27 protein-coding genes and 3 pseudogenes are annotated in these 22,280 nt (G+C 69.5%); 22 read left to right on the forward strand and 8 right to left on the reverse strand.

Features of this window, described 5'->3' with window-relative positions:
- Nucleotides 1-38 precede the first annotated feature (38 nt).
- The 3 genes from OG390_RS21955 to OG390_RS21965 all read left to right on the forward strand — a co-directional run bounded on the left by OG390_RS21955 (nt 39) and on the right by OG390_RS21965 (nt 2,460).
- Nucleotides 39-788 carry an ANTAR domain-containing protein gene (locus OG390_RS21955; RefSeq protein WP_406170333.1) on the forward strand — a complete coding sequence of 250 codons (750 nt, stop codon included), beginning with the start codon at nt 39-41 and terminating at the stop codon, nt 786-788.
- Nucleotides 785-1,552 carry an ANTAR domain-containing protein gene (locus tag OG390_RS21960; protein ID WP_406170335.1) on the forward strand — a complete coding sequence of 256 codons (768 nt, stop codon included), beginning with the start codon at nt 785-787 and terminating at the stop codon, nt 1,550-1,552. The genes OG390_RS21955 and OG390_RS21960 overlap by 4 nt, the downstream gene beginning before the upstream one ends.
- A gap of 308 nt (nt 1,553-1,860) precedes the next feature.
- Nucleotides 1,861-2,460: a DUF5994 family protein gene (locus tag OG390_RS21965; protein ID WP_406170337.1), complete on the forward strand. Its 600-nt coding sequence runs from the start codon at nt 1,861-1,863 to the stop codon at nt 2,458-2,460.
- On the opposite strand, the gene OG390_RS21970 is transcribed toward OG390_RS21965, so the two are convergent.
- Both OG390_RS21970 and OG390_RS21975 read right to left on the reverse strand, forming a co-directional pair.
- Nucleotides 2,451-2,849 carry a DUF5994 family protein gene (locus OG390_RS21970; RefSeq protein WP_406170339.1) on the reverse strand — a complete coding sequence of 133 codons (399 nt, stop codon included), beginning with the start codon at nt 2,847-2,849 and terminating at the stop codon, nt 2,451-2,453. The two genes, OG390_RS21965 and OG390_RS21970, sit on opposite strands and share 10 nt — an antisense overlap.
- A 42-nt stretch (nt 2,850-2,891) precedes the next feature.
- Entirely contained in the window at nt 2,892-3,893 is a 1,002-nt protein-coding gene (locus OG390_RS21975; RefSeq protein ID WP_406170341.1) for an acyl-CoA desaturase, read from the reverse strand.
- Between the two features lie 503 nt (nt 3,894-4,396).
- Between OG390_RS21975 and OG390_RS21980 the strand changes: the two genes are divergently transcribed.
- The 11 genes from OG390_RS21980 (at nt 4,397) to OG390_RS22030 (ending at nt 12,289) form a co-directional block, all read left to right on the forward strand.
- Complete coding sequence (locus OG390_RS21980; protein ID WP_406170343.1) at nt 4,397-4,744, forward strand: hypothetical protein; 348 nt, start codon at nt 4,397-4,399, stop codon at nt 4,742-4,744.
- A gap of 39 nt (nt 4,745-4,783) precedes the next feature.
- Nucleotides 4,784-5,506 (forward strand): DUF5994 family protein, encoded by a 723-nt coding sequence (locus tag OG390_RS21985; protein ID WP_406170345.1) that lies wholly within the window; start codon nt 4,784-4,786, stop codon nt 5,504-5,506.
- 10 nt (nt 5,507-5,516) lie between these two features.
- Nucleotides 5,517-5,792, forward strand: coding sequence for a hypothetical protein (locus OG390_RS21990; protein ID WP_406170347.1), 276 nt, complete (start codon nt 5,517-5,519; stop codon nt 5,790-5,792).
- Nucleotides 5,793-5,844: 52 nt separating this feature from the next.
- Nucleotides 5,845-6,171 (forward strand): STAS domain-containing protein, encoded by a 327-nt coding sequence (locus OG390_RS21995; protein ID WP_406170349.1) that lies wholly within the window; start codon nt 5,845-5,847, stop codon nt 6,169-6,171.
- A 77-nt stretch (nt 6,172-6,248) separates the two neighbouring features.
- Nucleotides 6,249-6,872, forward strand: a complete 624-nt coding sequence (locus OG390_RS22000; protein WP_406170351.1) for a hypothetical protein — start codon at nt 6,249-6,251, stop codon at nt 6,870-6,872.
- Nucleotides 6,860-7,723 (forward strand): slipin family protein, encoded by an 864-nt coding sequence (locus OG390_RS22005; RefSeq protein WP_406170353.1) that lies wholly within the window; start codon nt 6,860-6,862, stop codon nt 7,721-7,723. Before OG390_RS22000 ends, OG390_RS22005 begins: the two co-directional genes overlap by 13 nt.
- A gap of 308 nt (nt 7,724-8,031) precedes the next feature.
- Nucleotides 8,032-9,273, forward strand: a complete 1,242-nt coding sequence (locus OG390_RS22010; RefSeq protein WP_406170355.1) for a PP2C family protein-serine/threonine phosphatase — start codon at nt 8,032-8,034, stop codon at nt 9,271-9,273.
- A 377-nt stretch (nt 9,274-9,650) separates the two neighbouring features.
- Nucleotides 9,651-10,076 (forward strand): STAS domain-containing protein, encoded by a 426-nt coding sequence (locus tag OG390_RS22015; protein WP_406170357.1) that lies wholly within the window; start codon nt 9,651-9,653, stop codon nt 10,074-10,076.
- Between the two features lie 65 nt (nt 10,077-10,141).
- Nucleotides 10,142-10,744, forward strand: a complete 603-nt coding sequence (locus OG390_RS22020; protein WP_406177795.1) for a hypothetical protein — start codon at nt 10,142-10,144, stop codon at nt 10,742-10,744.
- Nucleotides 10,745-10,833: 89 nt separating this feature from the next.
- Nucleotides 10,834-11,493: an ANTAR domain-containing protein gene (locus OG390_RS22025; protein WP_406170359.1), complete on the forward strand. Its 660-nt coding sequence runs from the start codon at nt 10,834-10,836 to the stop codon at nt 11,491-11,493.
- Between the two features lie 79 nt (nt 11,494-11,572).
- Nucleotides 11,573-12,289, forward strand: a complete 717-nt coding sequence (locus OG390_RS22030; RefSeq protein WP_406170361.1) for a GAF and ANTAR domain-containing protein — start codon at nt 11,573-11,575, stop codon at nt 12,287-12,289.
- Nucleotides 12,290-12,310: 21 nt separating this feature from the next.
- Here OG390_RS22030 and OG390_RS22035 read toward each other — a convergent pair whose 3' ends face one another.
- Together OG390_RS22035 and OG390_RS22040 are read right to left on the reverse strand one after the other, a co-directional pair.
- Nucleotides 12,311-12,715, reverse strand: a complete 405-nt coding sequence (locus OG390_RS22035) for a DUF1003 domain-containing protein (protein WP_266958110.1) — start codon at nt 12,713-12,715, stop codon at nt 12,311-12,313.
- A gap of 78 nt (nt 12,716-12,793) precedes the next feature.
- Nucleotides 12,794-13,603 carry a SigB/SigF/SigG family RNA polymerase sigma factor gene (locus OG390_RS22040; RefSeq protein ID WP_406170363.1) on the reverse strand — a complete coding sequence of 270 codons (810 nt, stop codon included), beginning with the start codon at nt 13,601-13,603 and terminating at the stop codon, nt 12,794-12,796.
- A gap of 469 nt (nt 13,604-14,072) precedes the next feature.
- Between OG390_RS22040 and OG390_RS22045 the strand changes: the two genes are divergently transcribed.
- The 3 genes and pseudogenes from OG390_RS22045 to OG390_RS22055 all read left to right on the forward strand — a co-directional run.
- On the forward strand, nt 14,073-14,666 hold the full coding sequence (locus OG390_RS22045; RefSeq protein WP_406170365.1) for a hypothetical protein: 594 nt from the start codon (nt 14,073-14,075) through the stop codon (nt 14,664-14,666).
- Between the two features lie 76 nt (nt 14,667-14,742).
- Nucleotides 14,743-15,939, forward strand: a complete 1,197-nt coding sequence (locus tag OG390_RS22050; protein WP_406170367.1) for a PP2C family protein-serine/threonine phosphatase — start codon at nt 14,743-14,745, stop codon at nt 15,937-15,939.
- A pseudogene (locus tag OG390_RS22055) lies at nt 15,834-16,160 on the forward strand (SpoIIE family protein phosphatase); the annotation flags it as partial. The gene OG390_RS22050 and the pseudogene OG390_RS22055, both read left to right, overlap by 106 nt.
- A 69-nt stretch (nt 16,161-16,229) precedes the next feature.
- Here the strand turns inward: OG390_RS22055 and OG390_RS22060 are convergent.
- Nucleotides 16,230-16,415: pseudogene (locus OG390_RS22060) on the reverse strand (ANTAR domain-containing protein); the annotation flags it as partial.
- Between the two features lie 104 nt (nt 16,416-16,519).
- On the reverse strand, nt 16,520-16,771 hold the full coding sequence (locus OG390_RS22065) for a hypothetical protein (protein ID WP_406170369.1): 252 nt from the start codon (nt 16,769-16,771) through the stop codon (nt 16,520-16,522).
- A gap of 192 nt (nt 16,772-16,963) precedes the next feature.
- On the opposite strand from OG390_RS22065, the gene OG390_RS22070 reads away from it, so the two are divergent.
- From OG390_RS22070 to OG390_RS22085, 4 genes and pseudogenes are all read left to right on the forward strand, one after another.
- Nucleotides 16,964-17,164, forward strand: coding sequence for a hypothetical protein (locus tag OG390_RS22070; protein WP_406170371.1), 201 nt, complete (start codon nt 16,964-16,966; stop codon nt 17,162-17,164).
- Nucleotides 17,165-17,792: 628 nt separating this feature from the next.
- Nucleotides 17,793-18,149: pseudogene (locus OG390_RS22075) on the forward strand (PRC-barrel domain containing protein).
- Nucleotides 18,150-18,182: 33 nt separating this feature from the next.
- Nucleotides 18,183-18,344, forward strand: a complete 162-nt coding sequence (locus OG390_RS22080; protein WP_406170373.1) for a hypothetical protein — start codon at nt 18,183-18,185, stop codon at nt 18,342-18,344.
- Nucleotides 18,345-19,068: 724 nt separating this feature from the next.
- Entirely contained in the window at nt 19,069-19,428 is a 360-nt protein-coding gene (locus tag OG390_RS22085) for a helix-turn-helix transcriptional regulator (RefSeq protein ID WP_406170375.1), read from the forward strand.
- Here the strand turns inward: OG390_RS22085 and OG390_RS22090 are convergent.
- Nucleotides 19,371-19,718, reverse strand: a complete 348-nt coding sequence (locus OG390_RS22090) for an STAS domain-containing protein (RefSeq protein ID WP_406170377.1) — start codon at nt 19,716-19,718, stop codon at nt 19,371-19,373. The two genes, OG390_RS22085 and OG390_RS22090, sit on opposite strands and share 58 nt — an antisense overlap.
- Nucleotides 19,719-20,618: 900 nt before the next feature.
- On the reverse strand, nt 20,619-21,518 hold the full coding sequence (locus tag OG390_RS22095; RefSeq protein WP_406170379.1) for a helix-turn-helix transcriptional regulator: 900 nt from the start codon (nt 21,516-21,518) through the stop codon (nt 20,619-20,621).
- Between the two features lie 183 nt (nt 21,519-21,701).
- Between OG390_RS22095 and OG390_RS22100 the strand changes: the two genes are divergently transcribed.
- Nucleotides 21,702-22,136 (forward strand): nuclear transport factor 2 family protein, encoded by a 435-nt coding sequence (locus OG390_RS22100; RefSeq protein WP_406170381.1) that lies wholly within the window; start codon nt 21,702-21,704, stop codon nt 22,134-22,136.
- Nucleotides 22,137-22,280 lie beyond the last annotated feature (144 nt).

Raw genomic sequence — 22,280 nt, forward strand, 5'->3', positions numbered from 1 at the left:
CGCCCCGAGGTGTCCCGGCCGCCAGGGAGCGCAGCGCGGTGATCAGCGACGGCATGGCCGAGGTACTGCGGTCGCTGCACCGGGGCGAGGCCGACGACACGGCGCAGGCTTGTGCGCGGGCGTTGGGCGCCGAGGGTGTCGCGCTGTCCGCGCTGGTCGGTGCCAAGCGGTCGGCCGAGCTGCTGTGGTGCCATCCCGAGCTGAGCGCGCGGTTCGAGGAACTCCAGTTCACGCTGGGCGAGGGCCCGGGGCCGGACGCGGCCCGCGTCGGCTCACCCGTCGTCGAGCCGGACCTGGAACGGGTGCGCCCCGAGCGCTGGCCCGCGCTGCTGCCGGCCGCGCGCGAGCTGGGCGTGCACGGTGTGTGCTGCTTCCCGTTGGGCATCGGGGTCATCCGGATCGGCGTACTGACCGTGCTGTGCGACGGGAACCGGCGTATGAGCGAGCAGGAGTACACGGACGCCACCGCCCTGACCGCCGCACTGACCGGTGCTCTCCTGAACGGCGACCGCCGCGACGGGGACGGGGGCGTTCCCGGCCTCGGCGTGGCCCTGGAACCTCCCTCGGTGCTGCGCCGCGCGGTCGTGCACCAGGCCACGGGAATGATCAGCGTCCAGCTGGACGTGTCCATGGAGGAGGCACTGCTGCGCCTGCGCGCCCACGCGTACGGCAGCGAGCGCCCCCTCGGTGATATTGCGGCAGACGTGGTCGCCCGCAGACTGCGCTTCAGCCACGAATTCGACGGCGATGGAAGCGGGCCGTATGCGCCCGACGGTGGAAAGGGATGATCGGCATGGCCCGCGAACGACGTCTGGCCGAGATCTTCGTGGAGGTCGCGGACTCCCTCGTCGAGGACTTCGACGTCATCGACCTGCTGCAGCGGCTGTCCACGCGCTGCGTGGAGCTGCTCGATGTGTCGGCGGCCGGGATCCTGCTCGCCGACGCACACGGTGAACTGCAGATCATCGCCGCCTCCGACGAGCACACCCGCCTGCTGGAACTCTTCGCGCTCCAGCACGACCAAGGCCCGTGCGTCGAGTGCTACCGCACAGGCACTGCCCGGACCAACATCGACCTGACGCGGGCGGAGGCCACCGCCGGCTGGCCGCGCTTCGCCGCACGCGCCCGCGAAACGGGGTACGCGGCCACACACGCCATCCCCCTGCGCCTGCGCAACCGGATCGTCGGCGCCCTCAACCTCTTCCAAACCACCCCGCAGCGCCTTGGCTACGACGACATCGCGCTCGCCCAGGCCCTCGCCGACGTGGCCACCATCGCGATCCTCCAGCAGCGCACCCTGGAGCAGTCGCACGTCGAGAACGGCCAACTGGAGACCGCGCTCACCAGCCGCATCCTGATCGAGCAGGTCAAAGGCGTCCTGGCGGAACGCTGGAACACCTCCGTCGACGACGCCTTCGAGGTGTTCCGGTCGTACGCCCGCGCCCGTCGCCTGCGCCTGGCGGAGCTGGCCACGCAGATCATCTCGGGCGACTTCGACACCTCCGCCATCCCGCCCCCGGCACCGGACCGGACCGGCGACCACCGCGGCTGACCGCCGTCACGCCCCCGGCGCCGCCCGGCCAGTACCGGTGTCGATGAGGATCTGTTCGGCCTGCGTGACGTTGTCGGCGCGGACGGCCTCGGCCATCGCAGCGCTCCTGGCTGGAGACAAACCGCTCCTGGGGCAAGGACGGCCGCCGGAAGTGAGGCGATAGCCGGGAGCGGTCCGTTCGGCCTCTTCGGGGAGTAGCGTGAAGTCATCGGGAGCACTTCGCGCACCGGCCCCGACGCCGGTGTCGTTCCTGGTGAGCAACGACACCGGACAACTGCCCACGCGCAGAGGTCCGGGGACGGGTTCGCATGATGTCCGCGATCACCGACCATTCGGCGATGCGCGCCGTGCCCTTCAGGGCGCCGACCGCACGCCTCGCCCTCAAGCCCGTGAGCCCCTCCCCGGGACAGGTCGAACTGGACGGCGCCTGGTGGCCCCGTTCGCGTGACCTGAGCGACGAACTCCCCGCCCTGGCCGACGTACTGGACCCGCTGTGGGGACGGATCACTCGTGTCGCTGTCAACCCCCGCTACTGGCCGATCCTCCCGCACAGGATCTTCGTCAACGGCCATGTGGTGAAGGTCGGTTGGTTCACCTCGGAGCTGGACCCGCACAAGATCCTCTTGCTGTCCGGAACGTCGGGCCGCTGGGACCTCCTGGTGATTCCCCCGGAGACCACCGCCGCCTCGGCCGTCCGGCTGATGGCCGCCGGGAGCGCGAGTACCGCACCGCAGTCGACCGCGACCACTCTCATGACGGCAGAACGGGCCGACGACGCTTCCGCGTCGTACGAAGCCCCGGACAGCTCCGCCGACTGGTGGCGGGGATGTGACGGTGACGTCACCACCCCGGCCGTCGGTGCTCTGGTGATTCGCCGGGCAGTGCGCGACAGGCCGGATCAGACGTGACCGCCCGCGGCAGCCGCCATGAGCGGTTCCGCGGCCTCCTCGGTCGTGTCCGGAGGCACGACCAGCAGGTCCCAGCGCCCCCTGCCTGGGGCGAGCAGGACGATGGTGTGCGGAGCTGATGCCGTGAGGCTCCTGCGCAGTCGTATGACCTGGTTGAACACGAGCATCCGGCCGGGTACAGCGGACCACGTCGCCCCGTTGACCGTGACGCTGGTGATGTGGCCCCACGCGCGCGGCAACCCGGCGAGCAGCCGGGGGAGTTCGGCGAGCAGATCGTACGAACGCGGCCACCACGCTCCGTCGATGGGCCGGGGCATGCCGCCGCGAGGTGCCAGACGCAGACGGAGAACGGGATGGGAGGGAAGCGCGGGTTGCAGTGCGGTGGTCATGAGGGCTCCTGCCAACTGCCGTACATGGGCGAGTGGTTAATGTCAGGCGCGGCGGGCGGCGACCCGGTCCGGTGTCGGCCAGCGCACGTCGTGCACCCAGCCGAGGCGTTCGAGGAGACGGATGAAGGCGGCCGAGGGGTCGAGCTGGCCGCGGTCGACGCCGTGCCGGGCGCTGGTGGGGTCGGCGTGGTGGAGGTTGTGCCAGCTCTCGCCGAACGAGAGCAGGGCCAGCGGCCACAGGTTGGTCGCCCGGTCGTGGCGCCGGGTACGGAACGGGCGCTCACCGATCATGTGGCACAGCGAGTTCACGCTCCAGGTGACGTGGTGGAGCAGCGCGATACGTACAAGTCCCGCCCACAGCAAGGCTGTCACCCCGTACACCCAGGTGCCGCCGATCGCCCAGCCCAGCCCGAACGGCAGGGCGAGCGTGAGGACGCACAGCGCCGGGAAGGCGCGGTCGACCGCCCGGATGTCGCGGTCGGCCAGCAGGTCGGGGGCGTACCGCTCCGCCGGCGTACTGTCATTGCGGAACAGCCAGCCCACGTGGGCGTGCAGCAACCCGCGCAACTGGCCGCGCAGATGGGTGCCGTAGCGGTACGGGGAGTGCGGATCCCCGGGCCGGTCCGTGAACGCGTGGTGCCGGCGGTGGGTGGCGACCCAGCCGATGACATCGCCCTGGAAACTCATCGAGCCGGCCACCGCCAGCGCAATGCGCACGGGACGGACAGCCCGGTAGCCGCCGTGGGTGAGACCGCGGTGGAAGCCGACCGTGACGCCGAGGCCGGTGACCGTGTAGAAGACGGCGGCGAGCACGATGTCGGCCGGGTGGATGAGCCGCCCCCACAGCAGCCATCCGACCAGCCCGAGGGCCACGAACGGCAGAACGACGATCACCGCCGTCACGGCGACATACAGCCGTTCCCCGCCCTCGCGCGCGGGCGCCGGGCCGTCCGGCGGGAAGGGCGAAGTGCCGTCGTAGCTCTGGGGCGGCGGGATGGTGTCCGGCGCAATCGCCGTCGTGGACATGGTGGAGTCGAGCGACATTCGGGGCTCCTCGGCCTCGGTGCGGGTGGCGCGGCCGGGGTCAGGGGCTGCCCCTGTGACGGGAGACGCGAGGACAGAACCGGTTCGGACGCCGGCAACGAAGGGCCCTCGCTTCCTTCACCGTACTCCCGCATGCTCCGGAAGGAGGCGGGCCGGACAGCGTGGCCACCGCGTTGACACGGACCGTCGTCGGACGTTGAGTGGCAGCGCGGTGCAGGGCCATGCCTCTGAAGGAACGCACGGCGAAGCATTCCGCCTACCCGCCTCGCCCAGACCCCGCGGGACCCCACCTACCGGACAACAGCGAGGCCGGCCATGACCGTTTCACGGAGCATCAGGAACCGGGCGCAGACGATGAAGGGCAGGATCACGGAAGAGCTCGGCCGGGTCACCCGCAACAGGCGACTGCAACGCCGGGGCAGGGTCGACCGGGTTTCCGGAAGCCTGAAACAGGCTGTCGAGAAGACCAAGGGCGCCTTCAGGCGGAACGGAATCGGGCCCCGATGATGTACGACCAGACACGCGCCCGGCAGTCCGCGGGCCAGACCCCGGGCCCGGCCGGGCGCCGCAGCCCGGGCCCGGAGCCGCTGCTCCGGTCGGACGAACAGGACAAGATCGTCCAGCGCCTCCGGCACGCCCTCAACACCTTCACCGACACCCCGCTCGAGGCGCTGGCGGAGGCCGAGAGCGCATTCAACGAAGCCATCGAGCAGCTCGTGAACGCCCTCGCGGAACGGCGGCGTCTCCTTCGCGCCGGCTGGCAGGAGCAGGACCCCGAGACACAGTCCGACGAACTCCGGCACGCACTGAGGCAGTACCGGGAGATCACCCAGCGACTGCTCCACATCTAGGCAGCCACTACTCCGCGCTACGGGGGAGCGCGGAGTAGTGTGGACAGTACCGAGAGTATTTCGCACACCGGCTTCCACGCCGGGTCGTTCTCGGTGAGAGATGAAGCCCGGGCCGCCGCAGCGGCGGCTCGGAGACGGGTCCGTATCATGTCGGCGACCTTGCACCCAACCCTGCCGCACCCCGAGCCCGTCGCAGCCCCGGCCGCACGTCTCGCCCTGAAGACCGACGGCACCTCCCGTGGACTCCTGGACGGTGCCTGGTGGCCCCGCTCCCGGGATCTGCTGAGCGAACTGCCCGCGCTGACCGACGTGTTGGACCCCTTGTGGGGCCGCATCACCCGCATCGCCGTCAACCCGAAGTACTGGCCGGTCATCCCCCGCCAGGTTCCCGTGGGCGGCCACATCGTCAAGGTCGGCTGGTTCACGCCGGAAATCGACCCGCACAAGCTGCTGCTGCTCTCCTACGGCACCGGCCGCTGGGACCTGTTGGTCATCCCGCCGGAGACCGGGGCGGAGTCGGCGGCCCGGCTGATGGCTGCCGCGTCCGACTACGACGGTCCGCCCCTGATCGCGAGCGCGCTCATCGCCGCGGACGAGGCCCGGCACGGCGTCGCCGCGGCCGACGAGCAACTGGACTCGGACGAGGCATGGGAGTTCGAGGGCGATGCCTCGGCGGTGTCGGCAGCCGTCCCGCACCAGCCCGGTCCTCCCAGCCGTGTCAATGAGACCAGCCGGACCAGTCGCCTGATCGTCGGTATGTGAGGCGGCCGCCATGAATGCCTTCCTGACGGCCGCCGCCTTCATCGTCCTCATCGCAGCGGCGGCATACGTGATCCACCGGCTCAACATCGAGCACGCCGACAGAATCGCCGTGCACCGGTACAGCGCCGCCCTGCCCGGCCGCCGCGGACGCGGCACGCCGCAGCCCCCCGTGGAACCCGGTCGGTCCGAGTCGCCGACCTCCGGCGAGCGACGGGACCACCGCGACGGGGGCCGCGGCCGCTTCGCACCGCGCCGCCGACGCAGCCGTACCACTCACCACGGGTGACCAGCCGGTTTCCGTCACCGGGCCATCGACTGCGCGAGGAGCGGCCGGGCCCATGAACCGAGGCATCATGACTCTTCCGCAGCTGAACATCTACCGGCACGACCGGGGCACGCGAGCACTGATCACCCTGGCCGGCGAGATCGACCCGGTCACCGCGCCCCTGGTGCGCACGGCTCTGGAGCGGTGCCTGCTTGACGGCATCACCACCATCGACGTCGACCTGACCACCGTCGGCCTCTGCGACATCACCGGCCTGGGCGTCTTCCTCGACGCGTCGCAGCACGCCACCGAGACCCACACGTCCCTGCAACTGCACTACCCGTGCCCACAGACCGCACGACTCCTCGCGGACACCGGCTCCGATCGAGTGCTCCTCTGATGAACCGGGCCGGAACAGCGGTGCGGAGGAGGGGAGTCGATGAGCCGGTCCTCCCGAACGCGATCCGGCTGCGCCGATTGAGCCGAGGGCAGGCCGAGGACCTGCGGGAGAAACTTGCCGACCTGTACGTGCAGTCCGCCATCGGGGCGGGCGGCAGGGAGTACCGCGACCGGGAAGGGTTCCTCCGCCGTCTGGCGGGTGACATCCGGCGCCCGGGCTTCGGCCTGCTGGTCGCGGAGACGACGACCCTGGCCGGCTACACCTTCGGCTTCCCGGTCGGCCGCGACGGCTCCTGGTGGCGGGGCTTCGCCGGCACACTGCCGTGGAGCATCGGGCAGTTCACCGCCGCCGGGCAGGTCTTCACCCTCACCCAGGTCGTGGCCCACCCGCACAAGCAGAACCGCGACATCGCCGACCGACTGCAGGAACGGCTGCTGACCGACCTCCACGCCTCACTCGGGGTCACCCTGGTCCCTCCGTACGACCGGGCCGCCCGCACAGCGTTCCAGTCCTGGGGGTGGCTGGAGATCGGCGAGATCGTGCGGCTGCCCGGGCCGGTGGCACTGCGGGTGCTGGTCCTGCCCGTGGCACGGTCGCCGCGGCCGGATTCCCCGGCGATCCGCACACCGGACCGAACGGGTGCCGGGAACTCCCCGCACCCGGTGACCCTCGTCCCGAGGAGCCTCCCATGCAAGCCCTGATCGTTCTCGCCGTCGTGATCGGCCTTCTGGCCCTCCTCGGCCTCGCCCTCTCCGTGAAGGTCGTCAAGCAGTACGAGAAGGGCGTGCTGTTCCGCTTCGGTCGGCTCATCGGAACCCGCGACGCGGGACTGCGGTTCATCATCCCCGTCGTCGACGTCCTGCACCGGGTGTCGCTCCGGGTCGTCACCATGCCCATCCAGTCCCAGGGCATCATCACCCGGGACAACGTGAGCGTCGACGTGTCCGCGGTCGCCTACTTCCGCGTTGTCGACGCCGTGAAGTCGGTCGTCGCCGTCGAGAACGTCCACGCCGCGATCAACCAGATCGCACAGACCACCCTGCGGAAAGTCGTCGGACAGCACACCCTGGACGAGACACTGTCGGAGACCGACCGCATCAACCTGGGCATCCGCGAGATCCTGGACGTCACCACCTTCGAATGGGGCGTGCAGGTCACGCTCGTCGAACTGAAGGACATCCAGCTGCCCGACACCATGAAGCGCGCCATGGCCCGCCAGGCCGAGGCCGAGCGGGAGAAGCGAGCAAAGATCATCAACGCCGAGGGCGAATCTCTGGCCGCCGCCGCGCTCGGCGACGCCTCGGACACCATGATGGCCCACCCGCTCGCCCTCCAACTGCGCAACCTGCAGAGCCTGGTGGAGATCGGCGTTGACAAGAACACCACCGTCGTCTTCCCCGCCCCCCTCATGAGCACCATCGGCGAACTCGGCTCCTTCCTCGCCCGGGAAACCGCGGCCGCCGCCCCCGCCACGGCGCTGCCGGCGTCCGTCCCCGACAGCACCGACAAGACACTCAGGCCGGCCACCGACGCGCCCGGCACGGCAGCATGACCGGTGCCGCACCGAGCATCCCCGTAGGCAGTGGGTAGCGCGAGCTCGCCGGAGGAATCGCCCCCGCACTCGTCCCTCGCTGGTCTCTGGTGTGTCCCCGTCCGACAAGTGGACGTCGTTGAGGATGTGACACCGCTCCGGAAGGGGATGGTGCACAACGGGAGGGAGAGGCATCTGTCCTGACCGTGTGTGACATGCCGCGTCCGGCGTAATGGGCTGTCCGGGGTGATTGGCCGCGTCACTCTGTGCAGGTTGTTCGCGGTCGTGTCAGGAGCTCGTGCGTACAGATCACGTGAGCGGGTCGGATTATGGCGGAAGGTGGACGGCGGCCTGACAAGGGCATGCTGGACCGGTCGGAAGGGTTCGGTGAGCGGCTGCTGGGGGTGCTGTTGGACCGGGCACACGAGATGCCGCCGCAGCTGATCGCACCGCTGATCGCGGAAGAGGTGGCCAGGGTCGGTGGCCGCGACGTCTCGATCCTGCTGCAGGACTACGGCCAGCAGGTGCTGGTGCCGCTGCCGGGTCGGCAGCTGACAGTCGGCGAGCCTGAGCCGATCGATGACTCTCCGGCCGGCACGGCCTTCCTGCAGGCGACCACTGTCGAGGTGCCGCAGTCCGGCGGCGTCCGGATGTACCTGCCGTTGCTGGACGGCAGCGACCAGGTGGGAGTGATGGCCCTCACCCTGGACACCCTCGATGACGACGACCGGCGGCTGCTGCGCAGGCTCGCCGGCCTGGTCGCCGACATGCTGGTCACCAAGCACAGCTACACCGATCAGTTCTTCCTCGCCCGGCGCCGCGAACCGATGAGCGTGGCCGCGGAGATCCAGTGGTCCCTGCTGCCGCCGCTGGCGATGTCCGTCCCGCAGGTCGCGGTGGCCGGAATCCTGGAGCCCGCCTACAGCGTCGCAGGCGACAGCTTCGACTACGCCCTCAACGAGGACATCCTGCACGTGGCCATGGTCGATGCGATGGGCCACGGCCTGGACGCCGCCACGATGGCGACCGTCGCCGTCGGGGCCTACCGGCACGCCAGACGTGCCGACATCGGCCTGTCCGAGATCTACACGTTCATGGACCGGGCCATCGCCGAGCAGTTCGGGCCCGACCACTTCGTCACCGCCCAGATGATGCGGCTGAACATCGCAACGGGCCACCTTCAGTGGGTCAACGCGGGCCACCCCGCACCGCTGCTGATCCGCAACCACCAAGTCGTCCGGCAACTGACAGGCCCGACCACCTTGCCGGTCGGCTTCGGCGGTGAAGAGCCCCGGATCAGTCAGCAGATGCTCCAACGCGGCGACCGGGTGCTGTGCTTCACCGACGGCCTGATCGAGGAGCACGAAGCCGGTGAAGAGCAGTTCGGCGAAGAGCAACTCATCCACTGGGTCAACCGCATCGAACACACGACAAAGGGAGTACGAGCGATGGTGCGCGCACTCTCCCACGCCCTGAAGCAGGAACGGGGCGGCCGGACCAGCGACGACGCGACCCTCTTCCTGATCGAATGGCGCGGGGGCGGCGCCGACCACCTCGCCCTCCTGGAGTGAGCCGACGATCACGTTCTTACGGACTCTACGGCGACCTCGGTGAACCCACCCGCGCGCTTGCACCATCCATTCTGAGACCGGGCGGCTTCGGACCGTCCTTCACACGACGCGAGGACTACGCTGCTGTGCAGACGTCCCAGACCCCGGCGGCATGCTGTTGCTGAACACAGATGGCTGGGGCGAGCGGACCTTGCGTCCGCCACCCGGCGCATCCCAGGAGGGAACTGGGTGGGCTCGCTGTCCTGCTGTGCAGGCTGTCGAACCAACCGTTGCCCTGCCTCCGCCGAACGTACACCCCTGCCGACAGCGCGCCCTGGGAGGCCGGGAATCCGGCGTCACCGCGTCCGCTGCCGGATGGTCTTCCGAACCGAGGCGTCATGCCCCTCCCACAGCTCACCGTGTACCGCCATGACCGAAGGAAACGGGCACTGATCACCCTGGCCGGTGAGATCGATCTCGAATCCGCGCCGTTGGTGCGCGCATCCCTGGAGCGGTGCTTGCGGGACGGCATCCGCACCATCGACGTCGACCTCACCGCCGTCGGCTTCTGCGACTGCAGCGGCCTCAACGCCTTCCTCCACGCCTCGCAGCAGACCACCGTGGCCGGCGGGACCCTGCGACTGCACTACCCGCCGGCGATGCTGGCTCTGATTCTCGACGTCACCGGCTGCGGGTTCCTCCTCCTCGGTGTACCGTCCGGCCGGCTGACAGCTCCTCTCGGGGATGCCCCGGCCGCACCCGCTGCAGCCCCACCGCACGGGTCTGTCCCGCTGGTGATGGTCCTCTCGGGCGATGTGCGATGACGGCCGACCCCCGGCAGGGACGGTCATGGAAGCCTGAGGGCGGCGAGCCGTCCGCCGTGGCTCCGATGCGACTGCGTCGGCTGAACCGTTGGCTGGTGGAGGGCCTGCGTGAGGATCTGGCCGATCTGTATGTGGAGTCCCGTGCGACGGCGCCGGGTGATGCGTACCGCCGTCCCAGCCGCCAGAACTTCCTGAACCGCCTCACCACGGACATGCGCCGACCTGGATTCGCCATGGTGATCGGCGAGACGGACAGACTGATGGGATGCGCCTTCGGGTTCCCGGTACGCGGCGACGGCTCCTGGTGGCTCGGCTTCGACGGACCGCTACCGCGCGCCATCGAGCAACTCACAGTGTCCGGCAGGGTCTTCTCGTTCTCCGGCATCCTGATCCGGCCGCACCCGCAGGACCGTGGCCTCGCCCGTCGTGTGCAGGAGGGGCTGCTGACCGACCACCAGGCATCGCTCGGTGCCACCTTGGTGGACCGGGCCGACCGCCCAACCCTCGCTGCGCTCCGCTCCTGGGGATGGCTGGACGTCGGAGGGCTCCGCGGGCCGGCCGATCCCACCATGTTCCGCGTACTGGTGTTTCCCCTCGGGGAACGAACCACGGCGAGGCTGGAGGGCCTTGTCACGATGCCTGGAGGCGGTGGCCCGGGTGGGGCCTGACAGCCGGTCGGCCCGCATCCAGATACTGGTGGCCGAGCAGGCGGCCCGACGCGGTGTTCGGGTCGGCGTGGTGGATGTGCACCGCGGCCGTGGCAGCGCTGCCGGTCGGCGGGGCCGGGGTGTCGGCGATGTCCAAGGCCGCGGCGAGCCATCCGCTGTGCAGCACCGACGACATCAGCGAGCAACTGGAAGAGCTCCAGCTCACGCTGGGCGAGGGGCCTTGCGTGGACGCGTTTGCACGAGGCTCGGCCGTCCTGACACCCGATCTGCTCACCGTCGAACTGCAGGATCACTGGGCCGTGTTCGCCGATGCGGCCCTGGAAGCCGGGGCCCGCGCGGTCTTCTCGCTCCCCCTGCAGATGGGGGCGATCAGCCCGAGAGTCCTGGACCTGTACGCCGACATTCCGACCGTGCTCGACACGGAGGAACTGGCCGACGCACTGGCGTTCGCCGATCTCGCGACTCTCCTCCTGCTCGATACAAGGATCGGCGAGACGGGCGCACCGACCGACGGACCGGTGGCGGACCGCAGCTTCGAGGACCTGGGCGCATACCGAGCGGAGATCGACCAGGCCAGCGGGATGCTCACGGTCCAGCTCGGAGTCGGCATCGAGGAAGCCTTCGTCCGGCTCCGCGCCTACGCCTATGCACAGGGACGCCGGCTCGCCGACGTGGCCGCGGACGCGGTGGCCCGGCAGCTTCGTTTCCCACCGGACGCGGAGCCGGATCAGGCCGGGGAGAAAACCTGACGCAGCGGTGCCGACCGAGGAACGTGCCGTACTTCCCGACCCTTCCCGGAGGGACTAGTCTCAATCGAGGGTGCCCACGATGGATCAACAGCTCCTGGCCAAGACCTTCGTCGAGCTGGCCGACAACCTGGTCGCCGACTTCGACCTCATCGACTTCCTGCGCCTGCTGACCGACCGCTGCGTCGGCATGCTCGACGCGAGCGCCGCCGGGGTGCTGCTTGCCGACCGGGACGGCAAACTCCGCGTCATGGCCGCCTCCGACGAACAGGTGCGTCTGTTGGAGCTGTTCCAGCTCCAGAATGACGAAGGCCCCTGCCTCGACTGCTTCCGCACCGGCGCACCGGTGATCGTCCACGACCTGACCCGGGAGGTCGACCGCTGGCCGCGCTTCGTCACGGTGGCCCATCGCAGCGGATTCGGGGCCGTCCAGGCCCTGCCCATACGCCTGCGGGACGAGACCGTGGGCGCTCTGAACCTTTTCCGCGCCGCGCCCGGCCCCTTCGACCCGCTCGCCACACTTATTGCCCAGGCGCTTGCCGACGTCGCCACCATCAGCCTCCTGCAACAACGCACCGCCCGCCGCAGCACGGTGCTCAACGAGCAGCTGCAGACGGCGTTGAACAGCCGGGTGCTGATCGAACAGGCCAAGGGGAAACTCGCCGAACGCCAGGGCATCGACATGGAACGGGCCTTCACCGCTCTGCGCGGCTACGCCCCCTCCCACAACCGGCGCCTGGCCGATGTGGCCCGCACCTTCATCGACGACTCCGAACCCCTCCCCGGTCTGGGGTCCTGACCCACTCCCGGGCGGGGCCCGCTACTGCTCTGCACCGTCCTCGACCAGACGGCGATGCAGTTCCGTGGTCATGACGTGGATCGCTCGCGTCAGCTCGGTGTTGGTCCTGAGCTCCAACTCCTGCTCGACGAAATCGTGGTCGGCCTTGATCTGCTGGAAGGCCGCTTGCCGGTTCTGACCGATCATGACGAATGTGGAGAGGAAGATCGCCTCCAGCGACACGACGAGCGTCAACGTGGGCCAGGGGCTGCCCTCGGCGAACAGCATCCAGAGCACGAACGCGATCGCATGGATGTAGACGAACGGCATCGAACCGGCGAACTTGGTGATGGCGTCGGCGATCCGCAGTTGGGTATCCCCGGCACGGCTGTTGCGGTGCGCAACCACTGCCGGATGATGCATGGCCTGGCTGTCCTGCTCGCTCATCGCGGCGCGCCTCTCGCGTTACGGGGCTTCGCGGGGCTCCGCCGACCACAGACAACGGCCCCCGCGCGTCCCTGGAGCCTAATCGTGGGCCTCGGCCATCACCTGGTCGCGCAGGCGTGCACAGATGCGGATGATCAGACGGGAGACGTGCATCTGCGAGAGACCGAGCTGCAGGGCGATCCGGTTCTGTGTCATCTCGCCGAAGAACCTCATGTAGAGGATCTGCCGCTCGCGTTCGGGCAGGGCCCGTAGCAGTGGACGGAGCGCCTCACGGTTGACGATCAGGTCGAAGCCGGGCTCCAGGCCCCCGAGGGTGTCGGTCAGTGGGTGGCTGTGCCCGGAGCGGCCGGGAACGGCGTCCAGGGACACCGCGGTGAAGCTCTCCAGCGCCTCCTGGCCGAGCCGTACCTCCGCCTCGGTGAGGCCGGCGTGCGCAGCGATCTCACCGACGGAGGGTTCGCGTCCGTAGAGCGAAGCGAACTCATTCCCGGCGGACCGGACCCGGCCGCGCAACTCCTGCACGCGTCGCGGCACATGCACGCCCCAGAGGTGATCACGGAAGTGCCGTTTCACCTCGCCGAGGATCGTCGGTATGGCAAAGCTCGGGAAGGCGGTGCCAAGGCTCGGGTCGAAGCGGGCCACCGCCTTGACCAGGCCGAGTCGGGCAACCTGCTGGAGGTCTTCGAGGGACTCGCCGTGATGACGGAAGCGCCGTGCGAGCCGTACGGCCATCGGTGCCCAGGCGCACACCACCTGCTGGCGCAGCGCGGTCTTCTCCGGGCCGTCCGGCAGGGCGGCGATACTGCGGAACGCGGCGTCGGTGTCCGGGGCGTCGTCGTGGGCGTAGGGATGTGCGCCTCTTGGGCTCTGTGTGCGTACGTCCGGCATGGGCACGTGTCTCCCCGATCGGTGGCATCACTCACCGTGGGAGCCGACAGGCCGCAGCACGTTGGGGAGCAGCGACAGCTGCTCGCACGGGCGTGCCTCCGGTCTGAAGCACAGCGCACGGATTCCCGGACAGCCCGCGTTCAAACACGGTTTCCGTCCCACGACACCGGCTGTCCACGGATGGTGTGCGGGCAAATCCGGTTCGTCGCCGCGTTCCTCTTCGTCCTCGACAAGTCGGTCTGCTCACTCACCGTTCAGTTGCCTGGGCCACAGCGGCCTCGTACCCCCAACTGGCCCCGGCGCGGCGCCGATCCGGGGCTATGCTGACGAACAGACGTCCCAGACCCCGGCGCCGCACCGCACATCGGCCACGATGGCACTCCCGCACATCTGCCGGTCTCCTGAACCGAGGCGCCCCATGCGCACTCCGCGGCAATCACACGAACCCGAAGGCTCGGAGCCGTCCGCCATGGACACGGTGCGGCTGCGCCGGCTGAACCGCTGGCAGGCCGAGGGACTGCGGGAGGACCTGGCGGATCTGTACGTGGAGTCCACCACCACCCCGCCGGGCGAGGAGTTCCGCGGCCGGCAGGAGTTCCTGCGCCGTCTGGCGGACGGCGTGAAACTGCCGGGATTCGACATGCTGGTCGCCGAAGCCCGGTCCCTGAGCGGCTGTGTCTTCGGATTCCCCGTGCCGCGTGACGGCTCCTGGTGGCAGGGGTTCGACGGGCCGCTGCCGCAGAACCTGGAGCAACTGACCGCGTCCGGACACGTCTTCGCGATCCTCGAAACCGTCGTCCATCCGCACCAGTACGCCCGCGGGCTCGCCCGCCGGCTCCAGGAGCGGCTGCTCGCCGACCACCAGGCTTCGCTCGGCGTCGCCTTGGTGGACCAGTCCGACCGTTCGGCCCGTGCCGCCTTGGAGGCGTGGGGCTGGCAGGAGGCGGGCCAGGTCCTCCGCGCCCCGATCGTCCTGTGCGTACTGCTTCTGCCCCTCGGAGAGCGCACCACGGAGCATCCGGACGGCCTCGCGCACAACGACCGGACCCAACGGTCCGAATAGTCGCCTGCGCCGTCCGCGCCGGCCGGGTGCGTCGCGCGCGAAGACGTGGAAGCGTTGAGAAGCGGTGGAGGAACGCGTGGATCTGTCTCCGGAGCAGGAGGCGCGGCGGATCGCCGCGGTGCGTCGTTACGACATCCTGGACACTCCGCCCGATGGCGCCTTCGACCGGATCGCCGCGCTGGCCGCCCGCCTGTTCGACGCTCCGGCCGCCACGGTGACGATCGTGGACACCGACCGGGTCTGGTTCAAGGCCGCGTACGGCCTGGCGGGGGTCACACAGATCGGCCGGGACCCGGGGCTGTGCACCTCGGCGATCCTCACCGGCGGCCCCCTGGTCGTCCCCGACACCCTCGACGACCCGGTCGCCCGCGCCCACTGTCCGGTGACCGGTCCGGCCCGGGTGCGCTTCTACGCCGCCGCCCCGGTCACCACCGGCGACGGTCACCGCCTGGGCACCGTGGACGTCCTGGACACCAAGCCGCGCCGCATCACAGCGGCTCAGGCCAACGCCCTGACCGACCTGGCCGCGCTCGTGATGGACGAACTCGAACTGCGGCTGTCCGCCCTGCGCATGCTCCGTGTGGAACGAGAACTGGTGGAGGTCGAGCACGCGGCACGGGAGCGCGCCCAGCGGGACCGGTCGGAGATCGCCGCGTACGCCTCCACCCTGCAGCGCACCCTACTGCCCCCGGCGCTCCCGGAGGTGCCGGGCCTGGAGGCCGCCTGCCACTACACCACCGCCTCGGTCCACGACGTCGGCGGCGACTTCTACGACGTCTTCCCGCTCGGCACCGGGCGGTGGGCGTTCTTCCTCGGTGACGTCAGCGGCCGGGGTGCACCCGCCGCCGCGCTCACCTCGCTGATCCGCTACACCCTGCGCACCACCGCCCTGTTGGAACCGGACCCGTGTGTCGTACTGCGGGCGCTCAACACCGCCCTGCTGTCCGCATCGTCCGACGGCAGCGGCTTCTGCACGCTCGTCTTCGGCACCCTCGCACCCGACCCCGCGGGCGGCTTCGCCCTCACCCTCGCCGGAGGCGGCCATCTCCCGGCCCACCACCTGCGGCCCGCCCGCCGCGACGGGCCCGCCCGGGCAGCAGCCGGGACCGAGCAGGTGAACCTGGCGGGAGGATGCTTGTCGGCGCCCTGCCGCAGGCGGACTTCGTCGCCCGGGCCGTTCAACTCCTGCCCGGCGAGGCGCTCTTCCTCTACAGCAACGGACTCACCGAGGCCCGTACTCCCCGCGGCGCCCGGTTCGGCGAGAGCGGCCTGACCTCCCACCTCACCCACGACGCCGCCACCAACCGAGCCCTCGGCGCCACCGCGATCATCAGCGACCTCACCGCGCTGCTGAACACCTTCCCCGCAGGACCCGCGGACGACGTCGCGCTCCTCGCCCTCAGCGCCACCTCCACGACGCCCACCACCACACCCTCCGGCGCCTCGGGCACCGCACACACCAGCGTGCCCCTCCCACTCCCCGACAGCACATGACCGGGCCGAACGGGCGATGAGCCGACAGGACGACCGCCGGGCGCACACGCCGTCGTCCACCAGCAGATCCCAGGCCCTCTCACTGGAACAGGGCGCCAGGGCCATCACCATGCCGCGCGCCTGGTCGATCACCGCACGGCTCACCAGCGCCCGCCCCAATTGCTCGTTGCTGGCGCGCAGTTCGACGACCTCGGCCAGCAGAGCCGCAGCCGTCGACAGCGGCTGCTCCTCACGGGGCGTGGTCACCTGTTGCATGGTGCGTACCTCGCAACGCAGTCATCCTGTCCATGGGTGGTCGGCGATACGCCAGTTGCCGTTCGCCGGCCGCGCCGGACTGGTAGGGCGGGCCGTGGTGTCGGTCACCTGCGGTGCTCGCTGTCCCGAAGGACCTCGCGTCTCCACCGCGCCCGATGCCGACGGCGGTCCCGGTGGTCCCAGTACTCCCCGGGACCGGAACTGCCGCCACGGTCCCAGCCCCCGCCTTCACCACGGCGGCCGTATTGGGCGGCGCCGAACACCAGCACGACCGACGCCGCGGCCACCCACCAGATGGGGTGGAGGAAGCCGAAGCCGAACAGGACCGCGATGAGGACAAGGAGCAGGACGAACACGACGGACCCCCCGGAGCGGAACAGAGCATCACTGCCGGGGGCCGGGGCCTGTTCGGACAGCCTAGCCCTGCCACGTGACTGCTGGTAGCGCCCGATGTAACGGTCTCGCACCCGGAGCGGACGGCCACTTGCCGGCTGTTCAGGGAGCGCGGCAAGGGCTGGTGTGCGCGGTACGGCCCGAGCGCGGTACGCATGTACACGCTGATCGTTCCGGCTTCGATCCCCTTCGTCCTACTCGCCGTTGTGATGGCCCTGTCGTGGTGGGAGGACCGCATCCTGCCGCCGCCGGTCGAAGCTCCCGCCGAGGCTCCGGTCACCCCGGCGGCCCCTGCGCAGCTCCCAGAACTCCCGGGTGTCGACACCGCGTTGACAGGGGAGGTTGCCGGGCGTTGACCGGCAGCACGGCGTAGGGCCATGCCACTTCGGATCATGCGGTCACCGCATTCCGCCTTCCCGATTCGCCGGACTCCGCGGAACTCAGGAAATCGCCTCGATCCGGAGGCCCGGCGATGATCTGGATGCAGGCTCCGGTACAGGCGCAGGTGGTCACCAGGGGAGGATCCGCTGCCGCCGCGGATGCTAACGGTGACGGCGGGCAGCGGCATCACCCCGGTGGCGGGAATGCTGCGCACCCTCGCGCGCCGCCGCGCCTCCGGGCCCGCCCCCGGCGTCGTACTCCTGCAAACCGAACCTGGCCCGGACGGGTTTCCTCTTCCGGCCTCGCGGAGCGGCGGCGCGTCCGCCACGAGGGCCGGCACGACCGGACCGGGAGATCACGCAATAGTGCTGCGCGGGCATGGATCCATCGCACCGGCGTATCCATCAAGGGTGCGAGGCGCACCAGCCGCAGTACCATGGATCGTGGGTTGGCTCACTCTCACGTGCAGCCGCCCGGAAGGGCGACTCCGGCGTGGTTGCGCCGGAGTCGTTGGCACAGCCGCAGTGCCGGTTCCGGCCGGGCGGCGACCTTCCAAGAGACGCGGCCCGCGTCGACCGGTGTCCCGCTCAGGAGGGACAGCGCATGATCCACGCAGCCGACATCCGCGAGTGGCACACCCATGACGTCGTCGACCCGAAGAGGCACAGGATCGGCGTGCTCGAAGCGGTCTGCGTGGACACCACCACCGACCAACCGGCCGTGGTCACCATACGGACCGGGCTGCCGACTCGCCGTCACCTGGTCTTCGTGCCCGTCGACGACGCACTCCGGGGTACGGGCTAAGTGAAGATCGCCTGCACCAGGAGCCTGGTCAGGAAGGCTCCTTCGATGGGCATGGACGACATCCTGCCCGCCGAGCAGGAAGAAGCGATCTTCCAGCACTACGGGACGACGTACCAGCCGGGCGCGAACGGCGAACGCAAGCTCGCACGCCGCTGAGCGACGGCACGGTCCAAGGGAGGTGTCCGAGTCGTGGCGTACTTCCTCTTGTTCGCCCTTGTTGCCGTCGTCCTGGGGATCATCGGCGTGACAGCCGGAGGTCTGGGCTATCTGCTGATCATCGGCATCGTGGTTCTCGTGGCCGATGTGACCGTGGCCGCCGTGCGGCTGTCCCGGCGGCGTCCTCTCCGCTGACGACGACGGGGGGCAGCGGACGACCACGACCTTGCAGCGCGCCGACCTGCGGTCGAAGACCGGATGCCGTCTTCTGCTTCGCCGCCGCGGGTTCTGGACCCGCTGTGGGGGCAGATCACGCACGTCACCGTGAACCCCAGACCCGCTCCCGGGCCGAGTCCCAGTCGGCCTCGGCCGCGTCCCAAGGCGGGCAGGACGCCCTGCCTCTCGCGCCCCGCATCGGCCGGCTCCGACCGTACCCCCCGGAACGCATGGTCAGGCGCGCTTCTCGGCCGACTTCGGGGATCTCCTTGCGGGCTTACCAGCAGCATCTCTCTGAGGCTGACGCCCCGACGAGAGTCGAGGCGGGCACGTGCTCTGATCATCGTTTGTGTCCCGCCCGGAAGGGCGCCGCCTCGCGAGCCGACATGAGGGGAACGCGTGCGCCCTGGGGGCACGCGAAGGGCGGCCCGGTTGAGGTGGCCCACCACGGTTCGGGTGCGAGTTCTTGTCCTACGGGACGAGTGGCGGAAGTGCTTCCTCCTGACCGCGCGGGAGAGCCGGACGCCAAGCCGCCACAAGTGCACACCGTCGTGTCGCACCAGGCCAGCGACAAGGGCGCCGACAAGGACGCACCTCCTGCACGAGAGGCATTCCGGTCGTGCTCGCCCCTGCCAGAATGGGTGATGAGGATTTCCGGCATTCTTCATCGCACATCGCGCGAGGCGGAGGGCGGCTGAGGCTCATGGATCACCAGGGCCGCCGGTGGACGTTCCTGACCAACCACGCCAGGGTGCTGCGGGCCGTCGCACGGGACCCGGACGCGCGGCTCCGAACCATCGCCGCCATCTACCTTATCACCGAACGAGCGGTCCAGGCCATCCTCGCCGACCTCGAACAGGCCGGCTATCTGCACCGGCAACGGGTCGGCCGGCGCAACCAGTACACCCTCAGCCTCGACCAGCCGCTGCGGCATCCGGGCGAAGCCCACCTCACCCTGCGCGCTCTCGTTGACCTCGCTGTCGATCGCGAGACCGGGACAGCGGCTCAGCCGCCGAAGACCGCTTCTGCGTCGGCGACGGTGTCAAACACACGCAGGACGTGATCCGCTCCAGTCATTTCGAGGATCCCCCGCAACGACTCAGGCACACACGCCAGCACCAACACAGCCCCACTCGCATCCGCCTGCCGCCACGTTCCGAGCAGCACATTCAGCCCGGCAGAGTCGCAGAACGACACCCCCGACAGATCCAGCACGATGAAGCGGCCACCACCCGCGATCAGCTCTTTGAACCGCGGACGGAACCAGGGATCGGTCAGGTAGTCCATCTCGCCGCCTACCCTCGCCACCAAACAGCGACCGGAAGCGATCGTCTCGAACGAAAGATCAGCCACAACGCTCTCCCAACCGTCTCGTCTGGTGACCACGGCGGAATCTCGACCCGAACCTTACGACCCACTGCCCCTCCCTGGACTTCCTACTCAGCCCTTCACCCCATGGGGGACATACGCGCGTCAGCGCGCGGCGGCAGCCCTGACAGGATTGACGCCGCGCGGGGCAGGTGAGCACCCGGGCAAACTTGCTCCCGCAATGCGGCTCGCAGGCGTGGCGTGGATACGAGCCCCAAGCGCAGCGCCAGCCCCTGGGAGAATTCTGGGAGATGATCTTCCTCCGGAGACCAAGCGAATCCCCGTCACACCAGCCCACACCAACCCTCTGACCTACACTTTTACGAGATCCACAGGTACCGATCTTGACCGATCCTCATTCGAGACAAAGAGGTAGCCGGTTCGAGCGCGAGCCCACCACAACCGGCTACTGACCCACCCGTACTCGCCCCGCCGGAAGTAAGAACGCCCCCGCACGCGTGAGCGATGCGTGAGCGGATGACGGAGCAGTACCCGTCATGAGCTGGATCAAGAATCATGCCGGACGGCGCTGACCTGCGAGAACAGCGCCACCCGGCATGAACCAACACCCCCGATCATGGATTCGATCCCACTCCTAAAGCGGGTGTCGCAGGTTCGAATCCTGCCGGGGGCACCACAAAAGCACAGGTCAGCGCACTAAAGGCCTTCCAGGGAACCTCCCTGGAAGGCCTTTGGGTGCGCAATGGGATCATCCTGGGAACATTGAAAATGCGCGTTTGTCGCACGTCGGACATCCTTTGATGATCCGACGCAAAGCTCCCATCTCTGCGGCGAGACGAGCCTCGGTGTCGGCGACGGCTGGGAGAAACCGCCGACACCCGGTCGATGCGGGAGCATCGACCGTTGGCCTGATGGTGCCGCCCGTCAGGGCTGCCGGGTCGACGGCTTACTTGGGGATTCCGTGTCCTGCTCCTGTCCGGTCGTGGCGGACCAGCTGGCGAGCAGCTTCAGGCCGTCCTCGGCGGCGGTTTTGGGTGGCGCGCTGTAGACGACCACGCTCAAGCCGCTTTCGTCCGGCAGGCTCATGGTCTCCTGATCGAGTTCCAGGTCGCCGACGAGGGGATGGTTGAGGCGTTTGGTGCTCTCGCGGAAGACATGCACGTCGTGGGATCCCCACATCACGCGGAAGGCGTCGCTGCGGGTGGACAGTTCACCTATCAGGTTCGACAGCTCCCGGTCGTAGGGGTCTTTCCCCGCCTCGATGCGCAGCGCGCCCACGGCGAAGCGGGCCATGCGCTCCCAGTCGGCGTAGAACCGTCTGGCTGCGCGGTTGAAGAACGCGAACCGGGCGACGTTCGCACCGCAGGTCGGGTCGGCATACATCTCCGAGTACAGGGCCCGGCCCAGCGGGTTCGCGGCCAGCGCATCGAGGCGGTTGTTCATCACGTACGCAGGCAGCTCCGGCATGCCTTCGACGATCCGCGCCACACTCAGCCGCACCGTCGGTCGGCTCTTCCGCTGCCGGGCCCGCGTCTGGGGCGCCGGTCCCGCAGCGCGGGCGAGGTCGTACAGGTACATGCGCTCGGTGTCGTCGAGCCGCAGGGCCCGGGCGAGGGCGTCCAGCACGCTGTCGGAGACACCTTGGAGGTTGCCGCGCTCCAGGCGGGTGTAGTACTCGACGCTCACCCCGGCGAGCGTGGCGACCTCACCCCTGCGCAGTCCGGGCACCCGCCGCTGACCGTACGCCGGCAGACCGGCCTGCTCTGGGGTGATCTTGTCGCGTCGGGAGCGGAGGAATGCGCTGACTGCGTCCCGGTTGTCCATGAGGACAGGGTAGGCAGGCTGCGCGATGGGGTGGGGGCCCTGCCAATACCCCTCACAGCAAGGACTCCCCCGTCACGGCCGTCTCCCGTTGCATGGTGCGTGCCCCGATCCCCCGGGGCCCGACCGGTGCGAGGACGTACGCGCCGCGGTCGGCAGCACCTGAAAACGGACAGGACACACAAGATGAGCAGCCAGATCGAGGCGGTGACGGAGAGCCCCGCGGATGTCGTGCGAGGGCTGTATGACGCGTTGAGCAAGGGCGATGTGCCGGGTGTCCTGGCCAAGCTCGCCCCCGAGGTGATCGTCGATGAGCCGAACCAACTCCCCTACGGCGGCGTGCACCAGGGCCGCGAGGTGTTCGTGCAGTCGATCCTGGGCGCGATGATGGGCTACGCCAACGTCGCCATCACCGATGCCGAGGTGTTCGAGGGCCCGGCCGGCGTCATCGGAACGCTCACCGGAACGCTCACAGCCCACACCACCGGTGAGGAGTTCCCGCTGACCATGGTCGAGATCCACCAGGTCGAGGACGGCACGGTACGCAAGATCGACGTCTATACCAAGAACCCCCACGAGCTCGCCGCGTTCTACGCGCGCGCCGAGGCGGGCACCCGCTGACCGCGACACTCGTCGGGTCTTCCCGTGGTGCACGCGGTGACCCGCTTCGCTGAGGTCATCGGGTGGTCGGCAGCCATCCGCACAGTCGTACGGTGGAGGCACGGGCAGGAACGGAGTGCCCCGGCTGCGGCTGGTCGCGACCAC

The organism is Streptomyces sp. NBC_00996, from assembly GCF_045162675.1.
GTDB lineage: Bacteria > Actinomycetota > Actinomycetes > Streptomycetales > Streptomycetaceae > Streptomyces.